Raw genomic sequence first — 17,362 nt, forward strand, 5'->3', positions numbered from 1 at the left:
GATTTCTTCACATGCAGAAATCAGGGTTTATTTCTTTCACCTACTAAACCACGCTAAACCTCACGCTTCAAAATGGCGATCCCGTTGACCGGCAGCTCGATCGCGGAATCCGCCGCACGGCCGGTTTCGACATCGGTATAGCTTCGTCCGTCCAGCTCGACGCGGGCCGCGCGGCCGGAGAAATTCTGCACGAAGACGTATTCGTGCTGGCCGTCCGTCCGCAGCTGCGCGGTTACTCCCGCCGGCAGGTCGGCATCCAGCGCCCGGCGTACGCCGGTGTTCTGAACCAGCTTGCCGTAGAGCGCTTCGTAAAAGGCCGGTTCACTGACGCGGGCGGCCAAATAATACGCTTTACCTTGGCCCAGCTCGTTCACCGTCAAGGCCGGCTTGCCTGCGTAGAAATCGTCACGGTAGACGCCGAGCACCTTAGATCCTTCCGCGTGGATATGCTCGCACAACTCATGAATTTCATACGTCCCGCTGAAGCCCAGCGGATTCCCGCCTTCCAGAATTAACGCGTTGCGGTCATGGTCATGCAGGCCGTCGATTTCTTCGGCCCACACGCCCAGCGTCTTGCGCAGCGGTCCCGGAAAGCCGGTCAGATGGCACAGGTCGTTCTCGTCAACGATGCCCGACCAATATGTCACAAACAAGGTGCCGCCGTCCTTGACAAACTGCTCCAGCTTGGCTCCGGTTTCCTCGCGGAGCAGGTAAGCCATCGGCACCACCAACAGCTTGTAGCCGCCGAAGTCGTCAAACGAGCCGACGACATCCGTCGGCACGCCCAACTCCCACAAGGCGCGATACTGCTGCATGACGGTCTCTTCATAATGGATCCCCTTGTTGCGGGGCCCCTGTGCATCGTTGATCGCCCAGCGATTATCCCAATCGAACAGGATCGCTGCTTCCGCCGGAACGGTGGTACCGAGCACCTCCGTTAATCCAGCAAGCGTTTGGCCCAGCGATGCGACGTCCTCAAACACGCGCGTATGCTCATGCCCAACGTGGTCGATGACCGCGCCGTGGAATTTCTCGCTGGAGCCGCGGCTTTTCCGCCATTGGAAATATTGCACCGTATCGGAGCCGTGGGCTACCGCCTGCAGCGAGGACAGCTTGTGCATGCCCGGACGTTTCAGCTTGCTGACCGGCTGCCAGTTGGTCAGGGACGGCGTGCTCTCCATCAGCATAAACGGTTTGTGCTTCAAGGAGCGGAACAAGTCGTGATTGAAGGCAAACCAGGAAGCAACGCCAGCGTCGGAGTCGGCCTCATGCCACGTGGGGTAGGCATCCCAGGAAATCACGTCCACGGCTTTCGCAAACTCGCGGTAATCCAGCCCGTAGAACAGGTCCATCATGTTGACTGTGCACGGCAGCTCCGGGTTGATTTGTTTGAGCGGTTTGATTTCATGCTTGTAAAAATCGATCGTCTGGTCCGACACGAACCGGCGCCAGTCGAGGTTCTGCCCGTGCACCATCATTTCGCCGTGCGGCGCCGGGGACTCCACCTGCGACCAGGAGGTGTACGTATGGCTCCAAAAGCAAGTCCACCAGGCGCGATTCAGCGCTTCGAGCGAACCGTATTTCCGCTTAAGCCAGGCGCGGAAGGCGTCCTGGCAGTAGTCGCAGTGGCACTCTCCACCGTACTCGTTGGACACATGCCAGCCAACTACCGCCGGATGAGCGGAGTAGCGCTCCGCCAGTCGGGTATTCATCTGCGTTACTTTTTCCCGGTACACAGGGGATGTAAAGCAATGGTTATGACGCATGCCGTGAAGGTTGCGCACGCGGTTCTTCTCGACGCGCAGCACCTCCGGATACTTCTCCGACATCCAGGCCGGCCGGGCGCCGCTTGGCGTCGCCAACCAGGCGTAAATACCGTTCTCGGCAAACGTGTCCAGCACGCGGTCCAGCCATTCGAAGCGGTAGACGCTCTCTTCCGGCTCCAGCGAAGCCCAAGAGAAGATGCCGACGGCCATCACGTTGCAATGGGCCAGCTTCATTAAGCGGATATCTTCAGCCAGCACCTGCGGATCATGTTGCCATTGGTCGGGATTATAGTCGGCCCCATGCATGAAGACCGGCAATTTGTCGCTGATTGGCGGGAATTTCATCGGTTTTGTTCTCATGGAATCGTCCTCTCCATTTCGTTTCGTATCTATATTGAAGTATATTGGATTCCCACTTGCCGCGAAATGCTAATGTGCAGTTGATTTTCCCCGTCACGCCCCGGTTGTGGCCCTTCAAATGCAAAAGTGCATCCTATTTTCAAGCCACAGTCCCTTTTTGCCTCAATCGCCTTCAACCAGATGCACTTATGCATTTCGCTCGCTTAAAGAGGAGATTTCCCCGAAAATCAAATGCACTTTTGCAGTTCGCACGCCCAAACGGTCATTAGATCATTATGTCGTTATGCCGTTAGGTCGTTAGGTCGTTCAACACAACCATGAATGAAAAGGAGGGGACAGGCGTTCCCTCCTTTCGCCTAAGCCTGCTTATTGGGATTGAGCGGCAAGGAATGCGTCGATTTGGCTCTGCAGCTCTTGTTGAATTTTATCCAGACCGGCCGCTTTCAACTGCTTGTTCAGGTCGGCTTGACCTTTCTCCAGGTCTTTGATCAGGCCGTATTCCAGCGGGATCGCGTAACGCAGCATGACGTTGCCTACGTTCGCGACTTCGTTCTTCACTTTGGTATCGTCAAACACGAAGGTTTCCAGCGGGAAATGGTACACTTTGGACTGCCAGTCATCCGACATTTGATTGCCTTCTTCCGGATAGGAAGCGTCGGTGCGGTTCAGCAGCGAGTTCCAACCCCAAACGGAATACGCCGAAAAGTTATAGTTGTTAACGCTTGGACCGGGACTGTATTTGTCGTCGCCAACCGGTTCGTAATGTTTGCCGGCAATTCCGTACATCGACAGATCATGGATTTCCTTGTCATTTTGCAGCAGGTCGATCAGCATTAGCGAACGTTCCGCGTTTTTGGATGTCGCATGAATCGCCATCCCGTTTTGCGTGGAGATCCCCCCGATTTTTTTCTTGTCCGGCGTCAGATCGGCCACCGTGACTTCCATCTCCGGTTTATCGCGGCGGATTTCACCGATATTGCTGGAGATCGTACCCAGATTATGCGAATAAGAAGAAGTTTTCCCGGCTTTAATGTCCTGGAACACGTCGTTTTTATTGCTTACGATGTTTTTGGACCAGCCGTTGTTGTCGGCCAAGTCTTTATAGTACTTCAGCAATTCGGTAAATTCCGGCGTATCGTAGACGTTGAACACTTTTCCCGCCGCATCGTCCATTTTATAAGCGAGCGGGAAGTTGAAGTCGACCAGGTTCCATTCGTTTTGCTGCTCCACTAAAATCTGGTCGAGCTCGTGCCATTTCCAGCCGTCGGCCGGTTTGGCTCCAAACGGGCTGATGCCCTTTTCGTTCGCACCGATCGCTTTCAAGTAGGCGGCGTAGGTTTCCGGGCTGTTCACCGGGTCCAGGTTGTATTTCTTGCGCAGGTCTTCGCGGATCAAAACGACCTTATCGGTCACTTCCTGGTTGTGGTTCGGCACCATGTACAGCTTGCCGTTTACTTTGGCTTGATCCCAGGAGGCCTGCGGCATGGCTTCCCAAGTCTTCGGCGCGTACTTCTGCAGCATTTCGTCGGTCAGCTCCAGGAATCCGCCCTTCAGCACCTGGTCGTTGTAGAAAGCCCAGTTCGCGGTGTAAGCGATGTCAAAATCTTCGTTGGCGGCGAATTTCAACGGGTATTTCTGCTGCCAGTCCGCCCAATCAAGGAATTCGGCCTCTACCGTCGCGTTGATTCTCTCTTTCAGCAGCTTGTTAAGCTCGCCATACACTTCATCATAATCCGTCGGCTTGGTGCCGAGCATCAAAAGCTTCAGTTTAACCTCTTGGGACGTATCGACCGCCCCTTCGCTTGCGGTATGGGCTGCCGCATTGTTCGGAGCCGCCGCGTCCGGCGTATTGCTGCTGCCGCCCGCGTTCTTGTTCCCGCCGCCGCAGGCGGACAGCAAAGCGGCCAGCGCCAATACCAGGGTCAAAAGAAACATTGCTTTCTTTTTCGGTTTCATGACTGAAGTACCCCCTAAATTTAGAATGGAGAGAATAAGAACTACCCTTATATGACAACCGGGTTTCCCCGAGGTTATCCTTTGACCGCGCCAATCGTCAAACCTTGCACAAAGTAACGTTGAATGAACGGATAAGCGATCATGATCGGGCCGGTCGCCACGATCGTCATGGCCATCTTCAGACTCTCCGTCGGGATATCCGAGGAGACGACGGCTCCCGCCGCCATCATCGCCTTGCGCATCCCATCCATGTTGCCGAGCAAGCGGTACAGATAGTATTGCAGCGGCATCAGGTCGGCATCGGAGATGAACAAGAGCGCGTTATACCAGTCGTTCCAGTAGCCCAGGGCGATAAACAGCCCGATGGTGGCCAGCGCCGGCTTCGACAGCGGAATCACGAACCGCATATAGATCTGGAAATCGCCCGCCCCGTCGATTTTCGCCGACTCGATAATCGCCTCCGGGATGCTGCTCATGAACGATTTCATCACGATAATGTAGAAGACGTTCATCAGCATCGGCAGAATCAGCACGATCAGCGTATCCTTCAGATCGAGGTAATTCACGATCAGCAGGTACCAAGGCACAAGCCCGCCGCTGAACAGCGTGGTGAAGAAGAAGAAAAACGAGAAGTGGCTGCGCCACTTGAAATCTTTGCGCGCCAGCACGTACGCCGTCATCGAGGTCAGGAACAACCCGAACAGCGTGCCCAGCAGGGTGACGGTAATCGTCACGCCGTACGCCTTCAGCATTTCCTGCGGATACTCGAACAGGATGCCGTAGGCTTCCAGCGAGAACGCGGTCGGGATGATTTGGAATCCGTCCTCGATGATTTTACTCTCCTCCGTCAAGGAGGAAGATATCACCAGGATGAAAGGAAAGAGACAAAAGACCGCCAGCAAAGTCAAAGCAACGTAGCCGATCATCTGCAGCAGCAGACGGTCGATCGATTTGCGTTTTCGGGCCTCCGGCTTAGCGGCCGGCTGCAAGTTGGGTGCCATCGTACTCATCAGCGTTAACCTCCACTCGTTTCAATCGTGTTGGATCATCCGGTAGCTAGGGGAGCTAGGGGAGCTAGCCGCCTGCACGCCTTCTAGAACAAAGCGCGGTCCTTGTCGTATTTGCGTACGGCATAGTTGGCCAGCATAATCGTTGCGAAGCCCAGAATGGACTGGTAAAATCCCGCCGCGGCGGACATCCCGATCTCGTTCGAGGTCGTGAGCATCCGGAACACGAAGGTGTCGATGACATCGGTCGAGGAGAACAATAATCCGTTGTTGCCGACCATGTTATAGAACATTCCGAAATCCCCGCGAAAAATGTTCCCGATGGCCAGCAGCACTAAAATAATCACCGTCGGATAGAGGTTCGGAATCGTAATTTTGCGAATCCGTTGGAACACGTTGGCGCCGTCGATCTCGGCCGCTTCGTACATCTCCGTATCGATGCTCGTGATGGCGGCCAGGTACATGATCGTCCCGTAACCCAGCGTTTTCCACGCCGACACTACGATGAGGATCACCGGCCAATAGGCGGCCGTGTTGTAAATGTCGATCGACTCCAGCCCGATCGCGTTCAGGAGCACGTTCAGCGTTCCGTAGTCGTAGTTAAACAGGTTATAGGCGATCGCGCCGACGACGACCCAGGAAATGAAATAGGGCAGGAACATCACCGTTTGCGTAATTTTGCGGAACCATTTGTTGGCCACCTCGAACAGCAGGATCGCCGCAAAAATTTGTACCGCGTTGTTCAACACGATAAACGCGATATTATACAAAGCCGTGTTGCGGGTTACGCGCCAGGCGTCCCCGGAGTCAAAGAAAAACCGGAAGTTGTCGAGCCCGTTCCAGGGGCTTCCGAACACCCCGCCCGTGTAGTTGTATTGTTTGAAAGCCAGGACGATTCCCGCCATCGGCACGTAGGCGAACAGCAAGAAGAACAGGACGGCCGGCGTCAGCATGAGCAGCAGAACTTTATATTTCTTCACGTCGTCCCAAAATCCGCTTCGCTTCATGTTTCGAACTCCCCTCTTGGTTGTCTCTATACCCTTCAGTATAGAGGAGAGCGCTTACTTCCGGGATTCAGGGAAACAACAAAAACTAATACAAATTCCACGATGCCAAACCATACCGAAAATAAAGGACCCCGCCTACCGTTAAGATACGGCGAGACGAGGTCGGGCAAACCTGAATTATAGGCGCACAAAAGTTAGCTTTAAGCTTCCGCTCAGATTTTATGGGCTTTCCGGTATTCTCCGGGGGTCATCCCGGTCGCCTGCTTGAATTGCCGGTTGAAGTAGATGATGTTCTTATAGCCCATCCGCTCGGCGATCTCATAGATTTTCAGCGTCGGATCGGTGAGCAGCTCGCAGATCCGTTTTGTTTTGAGCTCGTTCAGATAGTCGCTGAAATGCCGCCCCGTCTCTTCCTTGAACAAATAGCCGAGATAGTTCGGCGTAAAATCGAAATGGGCCGCAACGTCCTTCAGCGTCGTTTTTTGCTCAAGATTGCTTTCGACGTACGACATGATCTCCTGGATTAGCTTGCGTTTTTGCTTTTGCTTCTTCACGTACAGCAGCTCGGACAACTCAAAGAACCGTTTCCGCAACCAGGACGTGATGTCGTGGATCGTCTCGAACTGGAACAGCAGCACCGGCTGGTGCGAGTCCCATTTCAGCAGCTCGTACAAATTCTCGTTGATTTCGCGCAGGTCGGCATGAAGTTGGGTGGTGATGCGGATGATCAAATCGTAAACATCGTTTTTTTGCGCCAACGGAGAACCGTGGTAAAACAGCTCCAGCAGGCAGTCGTCGATCGTGACGAGATCATAGTGCAGTATCGCCTTCAGCATCCGCTCAAGAATGTCGTCCGTCCGCGAGCCGGCAAATCGGCTTTCGCCGGGATGAACCCGGCTTTCGCGGATCAGCCGGTCCTTGCCGACCAGCCATTTGGCGCTGAGCGCCGCCTGGGCATGACGATAGGAAGAACGCAGCCCCTCTTCGTCAAACGCGTAGCCTCCCACCCCGACCGTCACGGAAAACGGGGAGATCCCCCGGACCGCTCGAATCAGCTCCTCCAGCAGTTCCATAAACGTCGTCTCCGGTACGGCCGCGAGCAGGATAAACCGTGTCGGCTGGCTGACGATGAACGTGCCCAGCTTCATTTCCATGGCAAAATGCCGGATGAACGCCATCACCTTCTGAATTTGCCCGCGCCGTTCCTCCTCCGGCATATCGCAGGTCTTCCATTCGAGATCGTCGATCTCCACAAGGGCCGCCGCCGTTCCTGTTTTGAGAATCGTCTGCAGAAACCCGCGAATATGCCCTTCTACCTGTTCCGGGACAATCTCGTTCAGCCAGCGCAGCAGCAATTCCTCATTCACGAGGGTCAGCGCCTCCGTAAACGTGCGGTCCTGATCCCGTTCCCGTTCGATCGCTGCGCACAGCTCGCCCAGCATTTTGTAGAGCTCCTGGTCTTCCACGGGCTTCAGCAAATAGCCCGAAGCGCTGATCTTGATCGCCTCCTTGGCGTATTCAAAATCCTCATGGCCGCTGATGAACACGATTTTGACGCCCGGATGGATTTCCTTCGCTTTGCGGGCGAATTCGATTCCCGACATGATCGGCATGCGGATATCGGACAGAATCAGATCGATCCGCTCCCGCTCCATCGCTTTGAGCGCATTAAAACCGTTGTTGGCGGTTGCCGCGACCCGCAGATTCAAACCGCTCCCCAATACCCGGCGGCGCAGCCACTCCAGATCGACCGCCTCGTCATCAACCAGCAACATATTGATATTCATATCCGTCATTCCTTCTGGTTTTATACTCCTTACTTCGAGCATACTTGCCGTTACCCGTCCTGAACATCGCGGTTTGCAATGAAAACCTATACAAATTCACCGATCGCGGGAAGAATGATTTGGACCGTTGTGCCGCCGCCATAGATGCTGGCGATGCGGATGCCGTATTGGTCGCCGTAGCGGAGTTTGATCCGTTCGTTGACATTTTTAACGCCGTAGCCGCCGCTTTGGCTTGGACCGATCAGCAGACGGTTCGCCGTCTTCGGCCTCATGCCGATCCCGTTGTCGATCACCTTAAGCTCGATGTTGTTTCCCTGCCGTTTTCCCGTAATAACGATGGCGATCGATTCGCCGAACCAGGCATGCTTAAACGTATTTTCCACGAACGGCTGCAGGATCAGCTTCATGACCCGGACCTGCAAAATATCCGGGTCCACCTCCATATGAACGGTAAACGCGCCGGCATATTTAACCCGCTGGATGGCGAGATACGTCTCCACCTGCATCAGTTCGCTCTCCAGCGGGGTGAACACGCTGCCCTGGTTCAAGGTCAGCCGGTAAAACCGCGACAAGCCCTGCACCATGTCGGTCACTTTGGCCGTCTCGCCCAGGTTGGCCAGACTGCTGATCGTGGACAGCGTATTATAGAGGAAATGCGGGTTGATTTGCGCTTGCAGCGCCTCCAGCTCGGCTTGTTTCTTCTGGATCCCCTGCACGTATACACTGTTGATCAATCCTTGAATGTTGGCGGCCATGACGTTAAACGCGTCGGCGATATGGACGAATTCGTCGTTGCCGGAGAAGCGGATCCGCTTCTGGAAGTTCCCTTCCTGGAACGAACGGACGAGCCCGACGATCCGTTTCATTTTCCGTCCGGACAGCCGGGCCACAATATAGCCGATAAAAGCCATGCCGGCGAAGCTGAGGCCGCATACGGCAAATATCACCCGCTGCAGCTTTCCGGCATCCTTGGTCAAATACGCTTTCGGCACCAGCGCTTCAATCACGAAATCCGAACCGGGAATCGGCTCGTGCAACCTTAAGTAGCCATCATGCCGCGCTCCCATTTCGGCGTTGCCCCGCTGATATAGCAAGGCGCCGTTTGCAGCCGCGTCGGTCAGACGCACCGTGATTCCTTGCTCCACGGGGAAAGTGGAGAAGTCGCCGAGCAGGTCGTCCAGCGAGGCGGTAATGCGAACGTAGCCGATGACGGTCATACTGCCGCTGTAGGAAACGAGCCTGCGGATATGCGAGATGTTCCCGAGCCGCTGGTCCGTATCGATCTGCAGCCAGATGTTGTCCCGCTCGGAATCTTTGAATTCCTTGTACCAGGCGCTGTCCTGGATGTCCTCGAACGGCAGGATGTAGTAATCGCTGTCCTTGATCGGCTCATCCAGATTGTCGCCCGAAACGATGTTGAGCTCGCTGTTCAGCGTATACAACATCAGGCGGATATCATTCCCAAACAGCTTCAGCGGGGCGGTGATTTCCGGGACGATCTGGTCGAGCATGACGAGATAAATGTCGTAGGGTTCTCCTCTGGTCTGCAAAGCCCGCTGGAACGCCAAATTGCCGAACAGCGTGTCCGACATCCGCTGGATTTCGTCCATTTGGTAGCGGATGTTGTTTCGGGCCTGCTCCATCCCGGTCCGGATGTTCGTCTCGGCCATCTCCGTGCGGGACTGGATCAGCATCGTATACGACACGTACCCGATGATCACATCCGTCAGCAGCACGAGCAGCAGGTAAGGAATCAGCATCTTGTACGTAAAGGGGATATATCTTTTCATGGGATGAGCCCGGCTCCCTTTTCGTGAAATATGGATACATTGATGAACTCGATTGAAGGGGCGTTGCAGACGATTGAGCTGGAAGGACAAGCAGTATTGAATAAGGCGGTAAAGGATGAGTTATAGGGGGCGCGCCTTGATGTCCCTCTTGCTGCCTTTGCACGATTATCCCTTTCGTTAAGGGGGGCAGGAGCCCGGTGTGAGGCGAGCTCTTGTCCATTTCTCGGCGTTCTGATCAAAGGGGATAATCGTGCGATGCGTCCAGACAGCGTGGGGTTGATCGAAAAAGCCTGCCTATTCGGCAGGCTCGGCCGCGGCCGCCGTGAAGTAGCTCTGCATCTTCCGGTTCAACCACAAGGAAGCTGCAATAAACGCCGCGATACCAAGGAGCTTGAAGGGCTGCGCGGCAAAATCGGACAAATGCGTGCCGATATAGGACACGCAGAAGACCATCACGGCCTTGCCCAAAGCTACCGCCGCGCCGAAGGAAACGGCCGACATCCGCGTGAGTCCCGCGGCCATGTTAATTACGACGAACGGGCCTATCGGCAGCATGCTGAGCAGAAATACGAAGCTGAAGCCGTTCCTGCGCGCCCATATCATCGCTTTCCGCACCTTGGGTTTGGCCGCCCAGCGGAGCATGACGGGAGTTTCGGCCGCTTTGCGGATCAGCAGAAAGGTCACCAAACTCCCGGTTACGAGTCCGATCCAAGAATATAAAAAGCCCAGCCACATCCCGTAAATCGCGGCATTGGCCCCCACGAGCACGATCGTCGGCAGCGGCGGAACGAACGATTTCAGGAAGGTTAGCAGGATGCCGGGCAGCGGTCCCATGGAGCGGAAGCGCTCCAGAAAAAGCTCTATATTTTGTTCCGTAAAATAATCCATCATGCCAAGTTCCGTGCCTGACAATAAACTTCACCTCTTCTCTCCGTGTCCCCATTATACGCCATCCTAACAATCCCTGCCGTTTCAAATTGCAAGATTCACTAGTCCATTCCACTGGTACAAGCAGGTAATCGCCTCCAACGGCGCCGATCTCCAGTAGCTTTATCGCTCTCCGAAAGCGGCGTTTGACGAAACTGTGGTATAATTGAGAATAAACGTCGGACTAAGGAGGAAGCTATGAATTCACGGGATGACAAGGATAAACCTGTCGTCAAAGAGCAGCCCGCCACCTACGACGATTACGCCCGGTTGCCCGATGACGGAAAGCGCTACGAATTGGCGAACGGTGTTTTGGAGTTGATGACGCCTGCGCCGACGCCCAAGCATCAAGCGATCAGCTCGCAAATTCAGAATCTGCTCATGAATAGTTGCCAACAAGAATATATCATCTTTGACTCGCCGATTGATCTCATCTTGTCCAAAACCGAGGTACGCCAGCCCGATCTCATCATGATCCACCGCAGCAACCTCGAGATCATCACCCGCCGGGGCATCGAAGGCATTCCCGACCTGGTCGCGGAAATTCTGTCGCCCCATTCCGTCAAGCGGGACAAGCAGAAGAAGTTAAGGGTATACGCTGCCTACGGGATTCCGGAATACTGGATTGTCGATCCCGCTCATGAATCCCTGGAGCAGTATGTATTGGGAGACGGCAAATACGAGTTGCTGAACGTGTTTGACCGCGAGGAGCCGGTAAGTTCGGAGCGGCTTCCCTGCGTGTCGTTCACCATGGGACAAGTCGTTGACGCGGCGGCCGATTTGCCCGGGTAAACGGATCATAATCTATAAAGCGGCGGTCCTTAAGGACCGCCGCCGTCTTGTTGTCGTGCGAACGCCGTGATCGCTTGCCGGTTGGTATATGCCAACACCAGCAGGTTCATGAACCAAACGCCCCATAAGGCCAACGAATAGCCCGCAACCGTGAGGTAGATCGACAACAGCAGCATGCCGGCCACAACCTGGAACCCGTCCGCTTCCTTCGACGAATACTTCCCTTTTTTATAAAACGTAAACGCCGTCAGCAGCACCGCCAGAATCACCGCATAGGCCAAGGCCGCCTCGAACCGGGTCAAGGCGCTCCAAACCCCGAAGGTCACGGCAATCGCCTTGCCCCCTCTGAATTTCAGAAACGGCGAAAAGGCGTGGCCAAGAATCGGCGCGGCGGCGACGATCGTCAACCCGTAATCCATCCTCAATGTTCCCGATTCCACCAGAAACACCAGCGGCACGTACCCCTTCAGAAAATCCAGCGTGATGCCCGCCAAACCCCAACGGTAACCGGCGGCCCGCCACAAATTAAACGCCCCCGGATTGCCGTCCCCGACATGCTTCAAATCTTTCCGAACCGTCTTGCCGAGCCAATAGGAAAACATCAGCGCCCCGCACAGGAACTCGGCGATCGCCAGCCAAAGGATCATCGGTCTCCCCTGCTTCCTACCTGCACGTCCCGGCCTTTCCAGGCGACCGATCCGCAAAACGCCACCCGATAAGCCGAATAGAGCAGCACCACCAGAAAGAATACCGTGGACAATACGTGAAGCAGCGGCATGAACTTGCCGAATTTCCCCACGTAACGCACCAGGAAATAGAGCTGCGCCGCGTACAGCAAATACCCGAACAGCAGCGGGTAGACCCATGCCGTATTCCAAAGAAGCAACACGCTCTCCGAGGCGATCAACCCCAGCAGCCATGCGGCAACCAGCAGGGTGGTGGCCGGCCGGAGCTTGGCGGTGCTCAGCACCGCGCCTTTGCCGAACCCCTCCAGCTCGCTGTGAATCCCGTTCGGATACATGCGGAAGGAGACAAGGCCGGCGCCGAGAAAATTGGTCACGCGGATCCCCGCCGCCCGGAACTTCGCGCCCAGATTCAAATCGTCCAGCAGCTCCGAACGGATGCTGTCATGCCCCCGGATTGCCTCGTAATCGCGGCGCGTCGTCACGATGCAGGAGCCGTAAAGCCCCTTTTGCCGGCTGTTTCGCTCAAACGGCGACGTAAACGCAAATACGCCCAGGACGTTGGTGATCAGCGCCAGGCGTTCGTAGAACTTCTCCGTAACATGGAACGGCACGGCGGAAATGACGCCTCCCGTCTCGGCCCGCGCCCGCAGCAGCGACTCCAGCGCCCGGGGCGCCAGACGGATGTCGGCATCCAGAAAGGCGAGCGTATCGCCGGAAGCTTGCCGGTACCCGTTCCAAACCGCCCAAGTCTTGCCCGTCCAGCCGGGAGGCAATGCCTCGTTTCGGATCACTTTTGCCCCGTAACCGGCAGCAATGCCGTAAGTTCCATCCTCCGAAAAATCGTCCACCACGATAATCTCGTACGGTGGATAGGTTTGCCGCTGCAGCGAACCGAGCAGCTGCGGCAAATTTCCCGCTTCGTTCCGCGCCGGGATGATGACCGACACCTTCTCGCCGCCGCGATACGGCTCTTCCCGACCGGGCAACACGACTTTGCGAAACAATATAAAACCCGCGACACACCCGAATGCCCATACGATCCAAATTCCCATTGCCGCCCCACCTCTCCGTTTGCCGGATATAAAGTGAAATCACGTATATGAGTATTCTATGTACGTAAAAGCATAGATGTCCGAAAAAGAATGAGAGACTACCGCTAGTGTAGTCGACAATCCCGGATTTTTCAATGAATCCGGGCGAGATTTAAAAGAAGAGGGCGTCCCGAAAGTCATCATGGATGACTGAGGAACACCCTCTTTCTACTCATCATACCGCTATTATGATCTTAAGATAGCGTGCCAAAGATGTCGTCCAGCGGAATATCCGCCACCGCCATCACTTCGTCCGCCGCCCCATAATACATGCGGACGGTATCTCCGACCAGCAACGCACCGCAGGAGAACACGACTCCGCCGAAAAATCCGTTTACCTCATAATCCGCTTCCGGCTCGATAAACGGCCGAACCGATCGCCCGATGACTTTTCCCGGATCTTCCAGATCAAGCAGCACCGCCCCCATACAGTATCGATGGCTGGCATCCGCCCCGTGATACAACGCGAGCCAGCCGCGCTCCGTACGAATCGGAACCGCGCCTCCGCCCATTCTCGCCGAATCCCAGCCTTGCTCGCTGAGGCCCATCAGGAAGCGGTGGTTGCCCCAATGCAAGAGGTCCGGCGATTCGGCGATCCACATCTCGGGGGCACCGAACGATTTCGGAACCGGACGGTGCAGCGCGTAGTATTTGCCGCCGATTTTTTCCGGGAACAGCATGACGTCTTTATTCTCGGGAGCCAGCATCAGCCCGTGCCGTTTGAACGTGCGGAAGTCTTTCGTCTCCGCCAGACCTGCGCCAACGCCGCGAATGGACGCGGAACTGTAGGTGATGTAATACGTATCCCCGATTTGGGTGACTCGCGGATCTTCCATCCCCCAAGCTTCCAGGGCATTCTCCGGGAACAAGGCAGGCTGCGGATCGATGTCGAAATGAACGCCGTCCTTGCTTCTTGCGACACGGAGATGGGAGAGGGACGTAAGCATGATCACCCGTCCGTCCATCGCCACAAAGCGTGAGTCGGAGAAATCATAACGCGGATCGGTATCCTCATAACGCTCCACGATCACCTCGGTACCCGCTTCGTTTAACCGGGGAACCAGCACTTCACCGGACCGGACCGTAACCGGCGCTTCCGCGACGCGAAGGAGCAGGATCGTTTCGTCTTTGTATTGGGCAACACCGGCATTGAATGCTCCCAACACTTTAAAATCAGGGCGCGAGGGCTTAACATCCTCCGTTCGGATCACAGGGTTTTGCGCGCAGCGTTTAACATTCATAGATGAAGTACCTCTTTTCATTTGCCGGATACCACGGCATCGATTTGCGCTTGAATCTCATCGATGACTTTTTGCCCCCCCACGCCCATGATTTTCTCCTCCAACATCGCTTTGCCTTTATCCGCAGGCAGCACGCCTTGAGCCAGCGGCAGGAATAAAGAGTCGTGGAACGGCGTGATTTTGGCGTATTCGGTTTTCACTTTTTCAGCGTCGAAGGTGAATCCTGCCGTTGGGCTGAGCGTAAAGTTAGCCGGGTCGGCGGAGAAATCAAACCACTTCTTGTCGTCCGCCATCATCGTATCCGGCGTACGGTTGAGCGTAGGACGCCAAGTCAGCGTATAGCCCGGGAAAACATAGCTCGAAAGCACTTTATAACTTGAATCGCCGACGGGCTCCCAATCCTTCCCTTGGATACCGTATTCCATCAAATCGTGGTTTTCCTTGATCGACAACCAGTTGGCTACATCCATAGCCAGATCGGCATGCTTGGAGGACGCGGGAATGCAAAGGAAATTCCATTGTTGGAAGGCGGTATACGGTTTAGCTTTATCGCCGTTCGGCACGAAAACCTCCAGCTTGTCGCTTCCGTCCTTCAGCATTTCCGCATATTTCAGCCCCTCCACACCGTCGGCCGCATAATAAGTGGCCGCGTATTTTCCTTGTTTGAACAACGTTTCGGCATTTTGCTCCTGGGCGATGTTTTTGGACAATATCCCGTCTTTATAGAACTTGGTAACACGTTCAAAAGCGTCCGCGATCATCGGGCTTTCCCATTGCCCCACGACTTTCTTGTCTTTGGTGGAATAGGCGAACATGTTGACGCCGATTTCGAGCACTTCATCCTGGGCCATATTGGCGGAATCGCTCAGGATAAACGGCAATTTGTCCGCTTTGATCCCGTTGATGACAAACGGTTTGATGTCTTTTTCGTTTTCCTTGACCGTATACAAAAACTTCTCCAGATCGGCCAGCGTTTTCAGCTCGGGCAACCCGTATTTTTCGCGCAAGTCCTTGCGGATCAGCAGGCCGTATACCGATCCTTGCGTCGTTCCGAGCGGGATACCCATAATTTTGCCGCCGAACTTGTTGTATTCCCACATCTCGTCGGGAATGGATGCCTTCAAGTCAGGCCGCTCCTCTACCATCGCGTCCAACGTTTGGAGCGAATTGCTGGCGATCATCTGGTTCATGGACAGCCATGGCGCATCCAGGTACATGTCGAAATCCTCGCCGGCGGACATTTTAACCGCTACCGTGTTGCCGTAATCCGACCATGGGAGGAAGTTGATATTCAGTGAGGCGCCGACGTTGTCCGTTTTTAATTTGTCATTGACAGCCTGCAGCACCTCATCGAAACCGACCGGTTTATCCCCCGGAAGATAGGCCTTCAACTCCACGATTTCTTTCGGAGCATTGGAAGCGGAGCCTGCCCCCGTATTCGCATTGCCCCTATTCGCATCACCCGGCTCCGCATTTCCGCCGTTGCCTCCGCAACCGGCCAGCAGCAGCGTTGAGGCCAGTACGGTAGCCATGATTGTGCCAAACCTTTTTTTGAATTTCATTTTGTTAACCTCCTTTTAATTGTGTGTTCAAAAAGTCGGGTTTCTAGGACCGAGAAGATTGAATGAAGCTAGAAACGCCCTGTAGCACGGCTGCGTAACGGACCGTAATGACCTTATTTACCCATTTCCCGGCTATTTCCCGCTGTAACGGACTCCAGAGACTTTATTGGTCTCTCATGGCGGCCATTTAGCCGCTTTTGACCGAAATAAGCTCTCCTCGGTCCGTTAGAATCGGAAACTGCCCAAAAGCGGGCAATAGCGTTTCTGGTGTCCGTTAGCTTGCTGGAGGCTACGTGAGCAACTGAAATGTTTCCACAGGAAACACTTCGGAAGCATCCGCTTAGGCCAGGCTGAATTCAAGATTCGACGTCCAATCCTCTCCCTGAAATACTTCGTCATGGGAAGACGACTTTTCGAACAACCTCTTTAAATCATTCATCTATGCTTAACCGGAAGATTCCGGTTAATGCCGGAATCTTCGGTTACCCTTTCACGGCTCCTACCGTGAGGCCCTTGACAAAGTATTTCTGCAGCATCGGATACAGCAGAATAATGGGTCCGATCGTCAGAACGGTCGTTGCCATGCGCACGCCGTAAGTCGGAGGCGTGATCGCGATGGCTGCGCCTGAAGGAATCAGGTTTTTCGCGGCCTCCATATTGGATACCATTCGACGCAAAATCAACTGCAGCGGAAACAATTTTTCATTATCCACGAACATAAGTCCCATAAACCAGTCATTCCAATAGTTCAAGGCATAGAACAGGCCGACGGAAGCCAGAATCGGCTTCGAGATCGGCAGGATGATCTGGAAGAAAATTCTCATTTCGTTGGCCCCGTCGATCCGGGCGGCTTCCTCCAGTTCCTCGGGAACGGTGCGGAAGAAGCTGACCAGCAGAAAGACGAGAAAAGGCTGGCATAACAGTGTAAGAATAAGCACCCAGACGGTATTTTGCAAATGCAGCCACTGGCTGACAACGATATAAAACGGAATGATGCCTCCCGAGAACAACATCGGCAGATAGCAGAAGAGCAGGAAAGGCGTCCGCAAGACATTCCGTTTGTTCGCCAACGAATAGGCCAGCATGGCCGAGATGCAAAGCGCGCTTAGCGCCCCGACGGCGGTGACCAGAACCGTCACTCGGTAGCCGCTGAACAAGACATCGGACTGAAACACCGCTTCGTACGCGGCCAAAGAAAACTTTTGCGGAAATAAGGTATACCCATGCGCGATCAGTTCGCCCTCATCGGTGAAAGAACCGATGACCATCAGCAGAAAGGGGAACAGACAGAATAGGGTGAACAATAGAATGATCGTATAAGCGGTCACCGAAAAAATCCGGTCCGAAACACTCTGTCTCATCGTTTTGCCTCCTAGAAAAGTGTGCGTTC

13 protein-coding genes are annotated in these 17,362 nt (G+C 54.7%); 1 reads left to right on the forward strand and 12 read right to left on the reverse strand.

Features of this window, described 5'->3' with window-relative positions; genetic code table 11:
• Window positions 1-53 precede the first annotated feature (53 nt).
• The 7 genes from ACZF99_RS22760 to ACZF99_RS22790 all read right to left on the reverse strand — a co-directional run bounded on the left by ACZF99_RS22760 (window position 54) and on the right by ACZF99_RS22790 (window position 10,561).
• Window positions 54-2,126 (reverse strand): beta-galactosidase, encoded by a 2,073-nt coding sequence (locus tag ACZF99_RS22760; RefSeq protein WP_483607222.1) that lies wholly within the window; start codon window positions 2,124-2,126, stop codon window positions 54-56.
• Window positions 2,127-2,492: 366 nt separating this feature from the next.
• Window positions 2,493-4,082 carry a DUF3502 domain-containing protein gene (locus tag ACZF99_RS22765; RefSeq protein ID WP_483607223.1) on the reverse strand — a complete coding sequence of 530 codons (1,590 nt, stop codon included), beginning with the start codon at window positions 4,080-4,082 and terminating at the stop codon, window positions 2,493-2,495.
• Window positions 4,083-4,156: 74 nt separating this feature from the next.
• Entirely contained in the window at window positions 4,157-5,092 is a 936-nt protein-coding gene (locus ACZF99_RS22770; RefSeq protein ID WP_483607224.1) for a carbohydrate ABC transporter permease, read from the reverse strand.
• Window positions 5,093-5,175: 83 nt separating this feature from the next.
• Entirely contained in the window at window positions 5,176-6,096 is a 921-nt protein-coding gene (locus ACZF99_RS22775; RefSeq protein WP_483607225.1) for an ABC transporter permease, read from the reverse strand.
• 212 nt (window positions 6,097-6,308) lie between these two features.
• Entirely contained in the window at window positions 6,309-7,883 is a 1,575-nt protein-coding gene (locus ACZF99_RS22780; protein ID WP_483607226.1) for a response regulator, read from the reverse strand.
• Window positions 7,884-7,969: 86 nt separating this feature from the next.
• The gene (locus tag ACZF99_RS22785) at window positions 7,970-9,673 is read right to left on the reverse strand and encodes a sensor histidine kinase (RefSeq protein WP_483607227.1); all 1,704 of its coding nucleotides are present in this window, start codon (window positions 9,671-9,673) and stop codon (window positions 7,970-7,972) included.
• 294 nt (window positions 9,674-9,967) lie between these two features.
• A complete protein-coding gene (locus tag ACZF99_RS22790) occupies window positions 9,968-10,561 on the reverse strand; it encodes a TVP38/TMEM64 family protein (protein ID WP_483612910.1) in 594 nt (197 codons plus the stop codon).
• Window positions 10,562-10,798: 237 nt separating this feature from the next.
• Between ACZF99_RS22790 and ACZF99_RS22795 the strand changes: the two genes are divergently transcribed.
• Window positions 10,799-11,392, forward strand: coding sequence for a Uma2 family endonuclease (locus ACZF99_RS22795; RefSeq protein ID WP_483607228.1), 594 nt, complete (start codon window positions 10,799-10,801; stop codon window positions 11,390-11,392).
• 29 nt (window positions 11,393-11,421) lie between these two features.
• Here the strand turns inward: ACZF99_RS22795 and ACZF99_RS22800 are convergent, their stop codons facing one another.
• The 5 genes from ACZF99_RS22800 to ACZF99_RS22820 form a co-directional block, all read right to left on the reverse strand.
• Window positions 11,422-12,039: a glycerol-3-phosphate acyltransferase gene (locus ACZF99_RS22800; RefSeq protein WP_483607229.1), complete on the reverse strand. Its 618-nt coding sequence runs from the start codon at window positions 12,037-12,039 to the stop codon at window positions 11,422-11,424.
• Window positions 12,036-13,130, reverse strand: coding sequence for a glycosyltransferase (locus ACZF99_RS22805; RefSeq protein WP_483607230.1), 1,095 nt, complete (start codon window positions 13,128-13,130; stop codon window positions 12,036-12,038). Before ACZF99_RS22805 ends, ACZF99_RS22800 begins: the two co-directional genes overlap by 4 nt.
• Window positions 13,131-13,363: 233 nt before the next feature.
• Complete coding sequence (locus ACZF99_RS22810; protein WP_483607231.1) at window positions 13,364-14,410, reverse strand: glycoside hydrolase family 130 protein; 1,047 nt, start codon at window positions 14,408-14,410, stop codon at window positions 13,364-13,366.
• 17 nt (window positions 14,411-14,427) lie between these two features.
• Window positions 14,428-15,972 (reverse strand): DUF3502 domain-containing protein, encoded by a 1,545-nt coding sequence (locus ACZF99_RS22815; protein ID WP_483607232.1) that lies wholly within the window; start codon window positions 15,970-15,972, stop codon window positions 14,428-14,430.
• Window positions 15,973-16,454: 482 nt separating this feature from the next.
• The gene (locus tag ACZF99_RS22820) at window positions 16,455-17,333 is read right to left on the reverse strand and encodes a carbohydrate ABC transporter permease (protein WP_483607233.1); all 879 of its coding nucleotides are present in this window, start codon (window positions 17,331-17,333) and stop codon (window positions 16,455-16,457) included.
• Window positions 17,334-17,362: the final 29 nt, after the last annotated feature.

Source organism: Paenibacillus sp. JL3B1040 (assembly GCF_057063165.1).

Excerpts from the sequence above, each read along its gene's own strand:
- ACZF99_RS22760 (WP_483607222.1), bottom strand. The coding sequence starts at position 2,126 with ATGAGAACAAAACCGATGAAATTCCCGCCAATCAGCGACAAATTGCCG.
- ACZF99_RS22765 (WP_483607223.1), bottom strand. The coding sequence starts at position 4,082 with ATGAAACCGAAAAAGAAAGCAATGTTTCTTTTGACCCTGGTATTGGCG.
- ACZF99_RS22770 (WP_483607224.1), bottom strand. The coding sequence starts at position 5,092 with ATGAGTACGATGGCACCCAACTTGCAGCCGGCCGCTAAGCCGGAGGCC.
- ACZF99_RS22775 (WP_483607225.1), bottom strand. The coding sequence starts at position 6,096 with ATGAAGCGAAGCGGATTTTGGGACGACGTGAAGAAATATAAAGTTCTG.
- ACZF99_RS22780 (WP_483607226.1), bottom strand. The coding sequence starts at position 7,883 with ATGAATATCAATATGTTGCTGGTTGATGACGAGGCGGTCGATCTGGAG.
- ACZF99_RS22785 (WP_483607227.1), bottom strand. The coding sequence starts at position 9,673 with ATGAAAAGATATATCCCCTTTACGTACAAGATGCTGATTCCTTACCTG.
- ACZF99_RS22790 (WP_483612910.1), bottom strand. The coding sequence starts at position 10,561 with ATGGATTATTTTACGGAACAAAATATAGAGCTTTTTCTGGAGCGCTTC.
- ACZF99_RS22795 (WP_483607228.1), top strand. The coding sequence starts at position 10,799 with ATGAATTCACGGGATGACAAGGATAAACCTGTCGTCAAAGAGCAGCCC.
- ACZF99_RS22800 (WP_483607229.1), bottom strand. The coding sequence starts at position 12,039 with ATGATCCTTTGGCTGGCGATCGCCGAGTTCCTGTGCGGGGCGCTGATG.
- ACZF99_RS22805 (WP_483607230.1), bottom strand. The coding sequence starts at position 13,130 with ATGGGAATTTGGATCGTATGGGCATTCGGGTGTGTCGCGGGTTTTATA.
- ACZF99_RS22810 (WP_483607231.1), bottom strand. The coding sequence starts at position 14,410 with ATGAATGTTAAACGCTGCGCGCAAAACCCTGTGATCCGAACGGAGGAT.
- ACZF99_RS22815 (WP_483607232.1), bottom strand. The coding sequence starts at position 15,972 with ATGAAATTCAAAAAAAGGTTTGGCACAATCATGGCTACCGTACTGGCC.
- ACZF99_RS22820 (WP_483607233.1), bottom strand. The coding sequence starts at position 17,333 with ATGAGACAGAGTGTTTCGGACCGGATTTTTTCGGTGACCGCTTATACG.